Origin of the sequence: Vibrio sp. V15_P4S5T153, assembly GCF_963874485.1 — a bacterium.
In the GTDB taxonomy this organism is placed as follows: Bacteria; Pseudomonadota; Gammaproteobacteria; order Enterobacterales; family Vibrionaceae; genus Vibrio; species Vibrio anguillarum.
This window is the reverse complement of record NZ_CAWNHR010000020.1, coordinates 300,987-312,686: the sequence shown is the minus strand read 5'-3', so window position 1 is coordinate 312,686 and position 11,700 is coordinate 300,987. Positions and strand designations below refer to the sequence as shown.

At 43.8% G+C, this 11,700-nt stretch carries 10 protein-coding genes; 2 read left to right on the top strand and 8 right to left on the bottom strand.

Annotated elements, in window-relative coordinates; translation table 11 throughout:
* Positions 1-41: 41 nt before the first annotated feature.
* Genes AACT42_RS22590 through rppH form a run of 5 tightly spaced genes read right to left on the bottom strand, consistent with a single transcriptional unit; the run spans position 42 to position 5,323 of the window.
* Positions 42-893 (bottom strand): thymidylate synthase, encoded by an 852-nt coding sequence (locus AACT42_RS22590; protein WP_017043268.1) that lies wholly within the window; start codon positions 891-893, stop codon positions 42-44.
* Between the two features lie 15 nt (positions 894-908).
* Positions 909-1,712, bottom strand: coding sequence for a prolipoprotein diacylglyceryl transferase (gene lgt / locus AACT42_RS22585; RefSeq protein WP_013857591.1), 804 nt, complete (start codon positions 1,710-1,712; stop codon positions 909-911).
* Positions 1,713-1,755: 43 nt separating this feature from the next.
* Positions 1,756-2,547: a sulfite exporter TauE/SafE family protein gene (locus tag AACT42_RS22580; protein ID WP_088728632.1), complete on the bottom strand. Its 792-nt coding sequence runs from the start codon at positions 2,545-2,547 to the stop codon at positions 1,756-1,758.
* Between the two features lie 8 nt (positions 2,548-2,555).
* Positions 2,556-4,802: a phosphoenolpyruvate--protein phosphotransferase gene (gene ptsP, locus AACT42_RS22575; RefSeq protein WP_017047904.1), complete on the bottom strand. Its 2,247-nt coding sequence runs from the start codon at positions 4,800-4,802 to the stop codon at positions 2,556-2,558.
* 2 nt (positions 4,803-4,804) lie between these two features.
* Positions 4,805-5,323, bottom strand: a complete 519-nt coding sequence (gene rppH / locus AACT42_RS22570) for an RNA pyrophosphohydrolase (RefSeq protein ID WP_010319133.1) — start codon at positions 5,321-5,323, stop codon at positions 4,805-4,807.
* A 605-nt stretch (positions 5,324-5,928) separates the two neighbouring features.
* On the opposite strand from rppH, the gene mutH reads away from it, so the two are divergent.
* Positions 5,929-6,594 (top strand): DNA mismatch repair endonuclease MutH, encoded by a 666-nt coding sequence (mutH, locus tag AACT42_RS22565; RefSeq protein WP_010319132.1) that lies wholly within the window; start codon positions 5,929-5,931, stop codon positions 6,592-6,594.
* Positions 6,595-6,728: 134 nt separating this feature from the next.
* On the top strand, positions 6,729-7,763 hold the full coding sequence (locus tag AACT42_RS22560) for an NADP(H)-dependent aldo-keto reductase (RefSeq protein ID WP_013857595.1): 1,035 nt from the start codon (positions 6,729-6,731) through the stop codon (positions 7,761-7,763).
* 37 nt (positions 7,764-7,800) lie between these two features.
* Here the strand turns inward: AACT42_RS22560 and AACT42_RS22555 are convergent, their stop codons facing one another.
* From AACT42_RS22555 to lysS, 3 genes are all read right to left on the bottom strand, one after another.
* Positions 7,801-8,052 (bottom strand): hypothetical protein, encoded by a 252-nt coding sequence (locus tag AACT42_RS22555; protein ID WP_094133224.1) that lies wholly within the window; start codon positions 8,050-8,052, stop codon positions 7,801-7,803.
* Between the two features lie 500 nt (positions 8,053-8,552).
* Complete coding sequence (vpsR, locus tag AACT42_RS22550; protein ID WP_017043264.1) at positions 8,553-9,887, bottom strand: cyclic-di-GMP-binding transcriptional regulator VpsR; 1,335 nt, start codon at positions 9,885-9,887, stop codon at positions 8,553-8,555.
* Between the two features lie 262 nt (positions 9,888-10,149).
* Positions 10,150-11,682, bottom strand: a complete 1,533-nt coding sequence (gene lysS, locus AACT42_RS22545) for a lysine--tRNA ligase (RefSeq protein WP_094132017.1) — start codon at positions 11,680-11,682, stop codon at positions 10,150-10,152.
* Positions 11,683-11,700 lie beyond the last annotated feature (18 nt).

Genomic DNA, 11,700 nt, shown 5'->3' with positions numbered 1-11,700 from the left:
ACAACTAGAAAACAGTACTTTTTAATAATGCGAGAGAGCAACTAAACCGAAAACGGGTACTGGATGGCATCATGGCATTGGTAGCCTTCAATCCAGAAATCATCCAAGGTAACCCAAGTTTCAAGATCTTCTAGCGTTTTAATTTTCGGGTTAATATGAAACTTCGCCATAGGGAGCGGTTCACGCTTAAGTTGTACATCTTTCATCAACGCCAGTTGGTCTTCATAGATATGCGCATTGACGATCTTATGGTAGGCCACGCCCGCTTTTTTGCCGGTAATTTGCGCCATAATTGCGAGGAACACGTAGACCTGAACCATATTAAAATTCAAGCCAAGCGGGACATCACACGAGCGTTGCGTACTATTGAGATACAAAGTATCGCCCAACAACGAAAAGTGATGACTGTACATGCAGGGGCGCAAGCAACCCATATGAAACTCACCTGGGTTGTAAAAGTTTAGGATTTCGCCTCTATCATCAACGCCACGTGAAAGATCATCAACAATCTTACGCAGTTGATCAATCTGCCCACCATCCGCCTTGGCCCACGCACGTCCTTGAACGCCGTACACGCGGCCCATATCATCTTCACCTTTACGGTATGGATTGTTAAGCCAAGCTGCATTTAAATTCGCATTCGCATCCCACGTTTTGGTTCCTAAAGCGCGAAAATCGGCTGCATTATCGTAGCCACGAATATAACCAAGTAGCTCAGCAACTGCGGCTTTCCAGAAGCTTTTACGCGTTGTCACTAACGGGAATTGATTCTGACCTACATCATAGGTGAGATCAGCGTTAACCACCGTTAGGCAGCGTTTGGCTGTACGTTCATTTTCGATCCAAACGCCCTCATCAACAATTCGCTGACAAAGTTCAAGATACTGTTTCACAAACTATCCTTAACACTATTGAGTCACTTTATGGTTAACCTTGTACGCCCATACCATCATCAGTGCACCGACAATGATCATCGGTAGCGACAGGATTTGCCCCATGGAGATAAATCCAGCGAACAATCCTAATTGTGCATCAGGTTCACGAACATATTCAACAAGGAAACGGAATGTCCCGTAGCCTATCAAAAATAGCCCTGAGACTGAACCAATTGGCCGATTTTTGCGGATAAACAGGTTCAATATAATAAACAGCACAATCCCTTCTAAGAAAAACTCATAAAGCTGTGATGGATGGCGAGGCAAAGGCCCGCCGTTTGGAAAAATGATCGCCCATGGAACATCGGTTACTCGCCCCCACAATTCACTGTTCATGAAGTTGCCTAATCGTCCCATGCCTAAACCAAATGGGACCAAAGGAGCCACAAAATCGGCGACACCAAAAAACGTTCGGTTATTTTTCCGTGCATACCAAAACATTGCACTGATCACGCCAAGTAGACCACCATGGAAAGACATCCCGCCTGTCCACACTTTAAAGAGATAGAGCGGGTCTTGGAGAAACAGATCAAAATTGTAAAACAGCACATAACCGACGCGACCACCAATGACCACCCCTAAAAATCCAGCAAACAGCAAATCCGAGACTTGCTCACGAGTCCAGCCACTATTTGGTTTGTCCGCTCTGCGATTGGCAAGCCACATCGCAAAAACAAAACCAACTAAATACATTAAGCCGTACCAGCGAATGGATATAGGGCCAATCGCAATCAGCACGGGATCAATATTTGGGAACTGTATAAAACCCTGAGACATAAACGTGTTCTCTTACTAAAAATGAGGTGAAGATAATAAGTGATTAAAACAGCATAGTTGCCGCTATAACCATCAGAAAAACGGAGAATATTTTTTTCAATACCACCGTCGGTAACTGAGTCGCGTAACGCGCTCCTAATCGAGTAGTGAGAATTGAGGTCGAAGCAATGGCGACTAACGCAGGTAAATAGACATAGCCAATGCTGTAAGGTGGTAAATTCTCCACTTGATAACCGTGCAAAATAAAACCAATCATGCCAGAGATTGCGATCACACACCCACAGACAGAAGAAGAACCGACGGCTTTACGCATTTCAACGCCATGACGATTCAAAAAAGGAACGGAGAGCGAACCGCCACCAATTCCCGCTAAACTAGAGACAATACCAATACCACTGCCACATAGCATGGTCACCCACGCACCGGGCATCGATCTTTGCATTTGCGCTTTTATCGATAAAAACATTTGAATCGCTAGGCAAAAAACAATCACGCCAAATACTTTCGGTAGATATTGAGTCGGGATCACGTCTGCGATCATTGAGCCAACAAACCCACCGACGATAACGCCGGGCATGAGCCACTTGACGACAAACATATCCACATTGCCCAATTTAAGGTGATTTAATGCCGAAGAAGCCGAAGTAACAATGATGGTCGCTAGCGATGTCGCTAACGCTAAATGCATACTAAGTTCGGGGGAAATACCTGCCTTGGGAAGCAAAAGAAGCAACGCCGGAACGACAATTAAACCACCACCAATGCCCAGTAAACCAGCCATAAAACCAACGACTGAGCCCAATAACACCAGCAACACCATCAACTCAAAATTCACATTGGTTCCTATTTTTTTCCTGCGCGGATAAAGCCAGCAAAGCCTTTATCTTCAAAGTATGAGTGCATCATATTATAAATGTCGTTGCCGTAAGGTTGCATCAACGCTTTGTCAGCAAGTTGCCGTAACTGTCCTAATTGAGAGTGCCTCACTAAATATTTGACCTTGGCTACGTTGGAGGTATTCATACTTAGCATGCGATAACCCAAACCAATTAATAACAGTGAACCGATAGGGTCTCCGGCCAACTCACCACACACACAAACAGGTATACGATAAGACTGGCAAGTCTCTAAAATCTGTTTAAGCGCCATCACCACCGCTGGATGCATGGAGTCATAGACATCAGCAACATGTGCATTGTTCCGATCAACGGCCAACAAATATTGGGTTAAATCGTTGGTTCCAACCGAAACAAAGTCCACTTTGCTCGCAATCAATGGTAGAAGATAAATCATCGATGGTACTTCAATCATAATGCCAACCTTGGGCATTATGATCCGATCATCAACGCTAGAAACTTCTCGATACGCTTGTTCAATCAACCGCATTGCGTCGTCTAACTCTTTCGTTCCTGAAATCATTGGCAATAAAATGCTGAGATTTTGGTTATCGCCGCTGGCACGCATCATCGCCCGCAGTTGAATCAAAAAAATATCGGGATGATCGAGCGTAAAACGAATGCCTCGCCAGCCAAGAAAGGGATTGTCTTCTTCAATGGGTAGATAAGGCAGTGCTTTATCGCCACCAATGTCTAACGTTCTCATCACCACCCGTTTATCAGGATAAGCGTTCAAAACGCTGCGATACTGCTGCACTTGTTCTTCTTCTGATGGAAAGCGATGTTGCAGCAAAAAGGAAATTTCGGTTCGATACAGCCCGACACCATCAACCCCTTGGTTAATTGCGATGTTGGTATCCGCACTTAATCCAGCATTGAGCATCACTTCAATACGTGTGCCATCTTGCGTAAAAGGAGCTTCTGCAATGGTTTCATTAACCATTTGAGAAAGTTCGCTTTCTTCATAAGCTAAAGCGCGATATTCCGCCAGAATTTGTCTATTTGGTGAGATAAAAACCTTGCCGCTATAACCATCGACAATGCCCTTTTTACCGTTGATCTCCTTGAGATTAAGTGAAATCCCCATCACTGCGGGAATGCCCAACGCCCGTGACAATATTGCTGCGTGGGAATTGGCAGCACCTTCTAAAGAGACCACCGCCAGTAATTTATCTTTAGGAATAGCGGCGAGAATTGAAGCAGTAAGTTCGCGTACCACCAAAATGATCGGTTTATCAAGTTGCTGCTGATCATGCTCAGTGTTGTGCAAAAAAAATAACAGTCGCTGACCTAGCTCACGAATATCCTGTGCACGCTCACGTAAGTAAACATCTGACATCTTCGCAAAACGGTTGGAATAACTCTCCACAACCTGCCGTAATGCCCAATCTGCACGATCGCCTTTTTGGATCTGGCTTTTCAGATCGTTGCGTAGCATCGGATCATTGAGTAGATGAGTAAAGAGATCGAAGATGGCTAACGCATCTTTATTAATATCACTATCGAGTTTTTTTCTTAAACGACGAAAATCGTTCAAGGCGCTTTCTACCGCCAGCACTAGCCATTCTTGTTCTCGTTCAATATCGAGCGTTGAGGCGGGGTAAACATCAGACAGTTGAGGTTGGGTGTCATCCCACCAAAACTCACCAATCGCGATGCCAGATGACGCAGCAATGCCACTGGTGGATAACTGCTTTTTCGAAAGCAGCCACTGCCCTTGTGTTTGAGCATGAGCAATAATCACGGCCACTTGCGCCGCCAGAGTGACAATAAAAGACTCTTCCATCTCACTAAATAAGCGAGGTGTTTTTTGCTGCACGACCAAGACACCCAATACTCGCTTGCGATGAATAATCGGCGTACCAAGAAAGCTTTGATACACCTCTTCGCCAAGCTGTTTGAAGTATTTAAAATTAGGATGTTTCGACGCTTCAGCAATGTTGATTGGCTCAGCTGAACGTTTCACTAAGCCCACTAAACCTTCGTCAAAACCGATGTGGATTTTGTCGCCTTTGAACTTTAAGCCTTGCGTTGCCATCAGTTCTAGGCGATGTTTTTCTTCGTTAGCAAGATAGACAGTGCAACACTCGGTACTCATCGCATTGCACGTTTGCTTAACCAAAATATCCAAGGCTTGGTGTACATCTTCTACCTTGGATACTTGTTCAACTATTTCCCTTAGCTGAGAGAGCATGTCTATCCTCTTTTATTTTTGCGCTTACCTTTGTTATTACGTTCTTTAAATGGCATCGCGAATGATGCAAACTCTTTCATGGCGCGACGATAAACATCTCGCTTGAAAGAGACTACTTGCCTCACTGGATACCAATAACTGACCCAACGCCAACCATCAAATTCAGGGGTACTGCCGCGCTGCATGTTGATTCTTGATTCATCACACTCTAAGCGCAGAAGAAACCATTTCTGTTTTTGCCCAATACAGACAGGTTGAGAATCCCAACGAACGAGCCGTTTTGGTAATTTATATCTTAACCAATGACGGCTTGTTGCTATGATTTTCACATCTTTCTTTGTAAGCCCAACCTCTTCGTAAAGCTCTCTAAACATCGCTTGTTCAGGAGTTTCATCATCGTCAATTCCACCTTGTGGAAACTGCCAAGAGTGTTGTCCGTATCGTTTCGCCCAGAATACCTGACCATGGTTGTTACAAATCACAATACCAACATTGAGTCGGTAACCATCGCCATCGATCACTGACCAACCTCTAGTAAAATCTTAATTGCTTTGATTTTTCCACATATCCCCAATAGGAGCAAACTTACTAGTGTGATTAACACGAGATTTATGTGTTCCTAATCATTAATTGGATAACTTTTCATCAAATTTAAAGTTATCAACAAAATAATGCGACACCAGCCACATTTATTCACCTTTTCTGTGAGTAACTATGTGAAGAATCTCTAGATAGCGACTTACTTCCCCAAAAAGCAAAAGAATACGGGCCAATACAAAAAAGACAATAATAAATTAAATACATAAAAAACAATTAATTAATTGGATTTTCCATTATTCACATTACGTTGCGATTAACAAAAAATTGATCCTTTCACAACATGCTCAAAGATCCACCAATTAGCTCGTTATCCACACCCCCACTCTAGTAGAAATAAGATTTACTGATTAAGAGGCCCACTCTCTCAAGCAAAACCCTGTAAATGCATACAGATAAACAAAAAATGGAATATTTTTCCGATCAACCTGTGGATAACTTGGATTGCGATGATCTTTTAAGCAAAAGAAACGACAGCACATTGTGTATAAGAATTTGCTACAATCGCGTTTTTATCATTCAAAGTATCATGAAACCTGCACCTAAAACTGAACATGAATTAATGCTTAGAGCCCAAGACATTGCAGGCTTAAGCTTTAGTCAACTGGCCGAAGAAGCCAAGATGGCCGTGCCCCCTGACTTAAAAAAAGATAAAGGATGGGTCGGTCAGCTATTAGAGTGGCATTTGGGTGCAACGGCAGGCAGCAAACCTCAGCAAGATTTCGAGCAATTAGGTATCGAGCTCAAAAGTATTCCAATCAGTTACACTGGAAAACCGCTCGAAACAACCTTTGTGTGTGTAGCCCCACTCACCGGTGTTCATGGTTTAACATGGGAGCAAAGCCACGTGCGAAATAAACTCTCTCGGGTACTGTGGATCCCAATAGAGGGTGAGCGAGAGATCCCCCTAGCCCAGCGCCATGTCGGCTCTCCATTGCTATGGAGCCCTTCACCTGCACAAGAACAGCAGCTAAAAAATGATTGGGAAGAACTGATGGAATTCATCGTTCTTGGCAAAGTTGAGCAGATCACCGCTAAGCACGGTGAAGTATTACAGCTCAGGCCAAAAGCGGCAAACGGGCGAGCATTAACCGAAGCCTACGGTGCTAATGGTAAACCTATCAAAACCCTGCCACGAGGCTTTTATCTTCGAACTCAATTTACCGCGAGCATTCTTGAGCAACACTTTATTTAAAAGTGCTCGTTATTGCTCATGAAAAAACGTAACCGTTTGATCTTTCACTGCACAATTCGTTTCCGTTTCACTGCCATCTTCGCTTATAGTAAAAACGTCACACACTCCACCAGCGAGAGCATCAAGGAAGAAATATGCAATACACCAAACTGCCTCATTCCACACTGGAAGTGAGCAAGATCTGCTTAGGTACCATGACTTTTGGTGAACAAAATAGCCAACAACAAGCCTTTGAGCAGCTCGATTACGCCTTAGACCAAGGTGTGAATTTCATCGATACTGCGGAAATGTACCCAGTTCCCCCCAACGGTAAAACCCAAGGTCTGACCGAAAGCTATATTGGCAACTGGTTAGAAAAATCAGGTAAACGTGAAAAAGTGGTGTTAGCGACTAAAGTGGCAGGCCCGCGTAACGTGCCTCACATCCGCGAAAAGATGTCACTAGATAGACGCAACATTCATTTAGCGATTGATGATAGTTTAAGACGCTTAAAAACAGACTATGTCGATTTGTATCAATTACATTGGCCTCAACGCCAAACGAACATGTTCGGCCAACTTAACTACCCTTATCCTGATCAGCAAGAAGAAGTCACTTTAATCGAAACGCTCGAAGCGCTTAATGATCTCGTCAAGGCTGGAAAAGTGCGTTACATCGGTGTGTCAAATGATACCCCGTGGGGCGTAATGACGTTGCTAAAATTGGCAGAAAAACACGATCTAGCAAGAATTGTCTCTATCCAAAACCCTTATAATTTACTGAATCGTAGCTTTGAAATTGGCTTATCTGAGATTAGCCACTTCGAAGGTGTTCAACTGCTGGCTTACTCGCCACTGGCGTTTGGTTGCCTGAGTGGTAAATATTTAAATGGCGCAAGACCTGACGGTGCTCGGTGCAGCCTATTTGAACGCTTTTCTCGCTATTTTACGGCGCAAGGTGTACAAGCCACTCACGCTTATGTTGAGCTTGCTAACCAGTATGGCCTTGATCCAGCACAGATGGCGTTGGCGTTTGTCAATCAACGTCCGTTTGTCGCATCCAATATCATTGGCGCGACAAACCTAGAGCAGTTGAAAACAAATATCGATAGTTTAGATGTCGTACTCAGTAATGAATTGCTTCTTAAAATTCAAGAGATTGGGACGACTTACTCCAACCCTTGTCCGTAGATATCTTCGGGGCTAGCGAAGCCACTAGCCCCTCATTTTACGTTGTTATTCGCATGCTTAACACACGGCGAAGATGACGAATATGACGTTCAGCTTTAATTGAGTCAGGGACTGAAACGCCAATAGTGCGTCCATCACTTTCTAAGCCAATATCTTTAAGCAAGTGTTGGCTATTAAAAGGCAGCTCAAAAGCATGACGGCGAACATTTCGTTGCCATTGACGCTCTTCACGGCGTAAATCAGCACGGACCAGTAAAGTAGCAAGTTGTAAATAAATTGAATGACGCATGAGTATTCTCCAGTAGTAAACTAAACGTTGACGGCTGGAAAAATGGGGGCGAACAAGGTGGATCAACACTTTGATAAGCTGCCATTTTTCCGCAGCCTATCTCAAGGTTACGGATTAACTAAAAATCGGTGCCTTTTTTATCATCAAACATACGACAGGCGTCTGTAGTAAGAGACGATTTAGGCGCAGTAAGATCGATAGAAACGCGAACAGTATGAACAAAAACGAAATGATTCATGTTGCGCCTCCAAGCAAATAGTTAATCCAAAGTGAAATGAGTGTGTGAGCACGGCTCACGGTTAAATTCTATGCAACTGAGGTGATTATTCAACTCTTAATTTTCAAACAATTAAAAAACAATGCATTAACCTAAAATGAAAGCCGATGACAGCAAATAAGTGACATATTCAGCTAGAGAATAACTTATTCGCAAAAGATATGATTATAAAAAATGGCCACATGGATTAAATGTGACCATTTTTACTTGAAGAATCATCAAGTTAATAGGTATTTTCAGTGATTAAGTTATGTTTATTAAGCAAGCGATACATAGTAGCTCTAGATACACCTAGCTCTTTGGCGGCCATTGAGACTTGCCCTGAGTTCGATTCTAAAACCAGTAATAGCGCATCTCGCTCTGAACGCTCACGAATGCTTTTTAGGCTGCGCTTACCATCACTGCGTTTTGGTAAGTCGAGTTGCAATTCATCCAACATGACTGAATCGGACATCAGCACCACACGTTTGATCTGATTCATCAGCTCACGAACGTTACCCGGCCAGTGATAACGAGCCAATGAGCGCGCCGCTTCTTCAGTAAAACTGCGCGCCTGCGCGTTAAACTCTTTTGAATACTCCTGCAAGAAGTGTCGTGCCAGTAAAGCAATATCACCCGCCCGCTCTTTTAAGCTCGGGACATTAATACGCAATACGTTGATATAGTGGTACAGCTCTTCGTTAAAATTGCCATCGATCAGCGCTTTTTCAATATCGGAAGAGTTGGCGGCCAAAATACGCACATCCACCTCTTTGACACCCATTGAAGTTTCTATCGTTCCTTCTTGCAGGAAGCGCAAGAGGTTAGCTTGTTGGCTTTTAGGTAGCGTGAGAATATCTTTAAGTAGGATCGTCCCACCATCTGCCCGCTCCAATAATGAAGTTTGAGATGAGTCTTCACAACCAATACCGAACAGCTCACATTCAAAGCGGCTCTCCGATAAAGCTCGACAATTCACTGAAATAAAAGGTTTTTGTGCACGAGACGATGTTTTGTGTACCGCTCTCGCGACCGTCTCTTTGCCCGTTCCATTTTCCCCATAAATGAGGATACTGACATCCGTAGGGCCGATGCGTTTGATCTGATCACGCAAGCGCTTCATGGGAGTAGATTCACCAATTAAACCAATATCCCCTGTTGCTCCATAATGTGGCCATACTTTTTTCTCTAACTTAAGCATTCCAAGTTGGTGTCCAATGGTGCTCAGTAGCTGCGCATCGGGAATCGGCGCCGTAAAAAAGTCAATACAAAAGTTAACAATGAATTGGCAAATCGTATCCGAGCTCAACTGTGATTCGCGAATGAACGCCAACCAACGTACTTGTTTATGGTTGCTGACCAAATTTGCAATGCCATTGAGGCTGAATTCATCATGGCTCAAATCAACAATACCAATGCATGGGCCTGTTTCTGCAAACAAGGCATCCGCTTTACGTAAATCTGCGCATTGTGTACAACGCCAACCAACCTGTTCAAGTACAGATAACCAAGGCTCGTATGTCCCACCAACGACGACAAGCGAACCAGGGACAGAATCCATTCGGAATTGAGTGCCCATCTATTATTCCTTATCTTTAAATTTATATGCAGTGCTACTTTTGGCACATTAAACGGCTGTTACATTAACGAGACTTGGCGCTGTAGTCTGTCTCAATCATAAGACTAGACAACAAATAAGCACTTTGCCATTTAATATAGGGAACTATTTCATAATCCTTTCGAAATTGTTGTCTGTTAGTCCACGCTAGTGAACAAAATTTTTCAAACTAATGCAAAAAAAAACCGCCTATTTAGGCGGTTTATCGGAACGAAAGTAGCAATTACTGCTGTGGGCGCATCGCAGGGAATAGGATAACGTCACGAATCGTATGGGTGTTGGTGAGTAACATCACCAAACGATCAATACCAATGCCTTGACCCGCCGTTGGTGGGAGACCGTGCTCTAACGCAACAACATAATCAGCATCGTAGAACATCGCTTCATCGTCGCCAGCATCTTTGGCATTCACTTGCGCTAAGAAGCGCTCGTCTTGATCTTGAGCATCATTAAGCTCAGAGAAGCCATTGGCGACTTCACGACCACCGATGAAGAACTCAAAACGGTCAGTGAAGAATGGGTTGTTATCGCTACGACGCGCCAATGGTGAAATATCCGCAGGGTATCCAGTGATGAAGGTCGGTTGCATCAACTTAGGTTCGGCCGTTTCACCGAAGATCTCTTCAAGCAGTTGGCCACAAGTCCAGAAAGGTTCAACGTCTACATGAACCGATTTCGCGATAGATACCATCAGCTCACGGTTTTGCAGATCCTGTTCCGTTAACGCTTGGATTTGAGCGTGCTCTGGGTTGTAGTGTTTGATGGCTTCAAACATACTCATACGAGCATATTGACCACCAAATTCTACCGTTTCATCACCATAAGGCATTGACGTTGACCCCAAAACTTCAAGTGCAACTGAACTCAATAGCTCCTCAGTAAAGTCCATCAGATCTTTGTAATCTGCGTACGCCATATAGAATTCCATCATGGTAAATTCAGGGTTATGGCGAGGAGAAAGACCTTCGTTACGGAAGTTACGGTTGATTTCAAACACGCGATCAAAGCCACCCACAACTAGACGCTTAAGGTAAAGCTCAGGTGCGATACGCAAGTACATTGGCATGTCGAGCGCATTGTGATGAGTGATGAATGGACGCGCACTAGCACCGCCAGGGATCACATGCATCATTGGCGTTTCTACTTCCATGAACTGTTTTGAGATCATGAAGTTACGAATTGCAGTCATTACTTTAGAGCGAACAATGAACGCATTACGTGAACTTTCATTAACAATCAAATCCACATAACGTTGGCGGTAGCGCATCTCTTGGTCAGTCAAACCGTGGAACTTCTCTGGTAATGGACGAAGTGCCTTTGTCAGCAATTCGTACTCTTCCATATTAACGTAGAGATCGCCTTTGCCAGATTTGTGCAACGCACCTTTCACGCCGATGATGTCACCAATGTCTAGACCTTGGTATTTTTCCTTCAGCTCAGTTTGAACCTCTTTTGAAGCATAAGCTTGAATACGACCAGAGGTTTCTTGAATAACAAGGAAAGGGCCACGTTTCGCCATGATACGACCCGCAATCGCCACAACATGGTTTAAGGCTTCTAACTCTTCTTTGCTCTTTTCACCGAATTGCTGTTGAAGATCGCCCGCAAGGCTGTCACGACGAAAGTCATTTGGGTGGCCATTCGCTTTACAGCTCTTACGGATGTGATCCAGCTTGCTGCGACGCTCTGCGATGAGTTTGTTCTCTTCTTGCGCAATTTGCTCTTGATTCATTTCGTTTTGAACAGCATCAGTCATTTTACATGTACCTTATAT

Coding starts and splice junctions, on each gene's coding strand:
- vpsR (WP_017043264.1), bottom strand. CDS start 9,887: ATGGGCACTCAATTCCGAATGGATTCTGTCCCTGGTTCGCTTGTCGTC.
- mutH (WP_010319132.1), top strand. CDS start 5,929: ATGAAACCTGCACCTAAAACTGAACATGAATTAATGCTTAGAGCCCAA.
- AACT42_RS22555 (WP_094133224.1), bottom strand. CDS start 8,052: ATGCGTCATTCAATTTATTTACAACTTGCTACTTTACTGGTCCGTGCT.
- lgt (WP_013857591.1), bottom strand. CDS start 1,712: ATGTCTCAGGGTTTTATACAGTTCCCAAATATTGATCCCGTGCTGATT.
- AACT42_RS22560 (WP_013857595.1), top strand. CDS start 6,729: ATGCAATACACCAAACTGCCTCATTCCACACTGGAAGTGAGCAAGATC.
- lysS (WP_094132017.1), bottom strand. CDS start 11,682: ATGACTGATGCTGTTCAAAACGAAATGAATCAAGAGCAAATTGCGCAA.
- ptsP (WP_017047904.1), bottom strand. CDS start 4,802: ATGCTCTCTCAGCTAAGGGAAATAGTTGAACAAGTATCCAAGGTAGAA.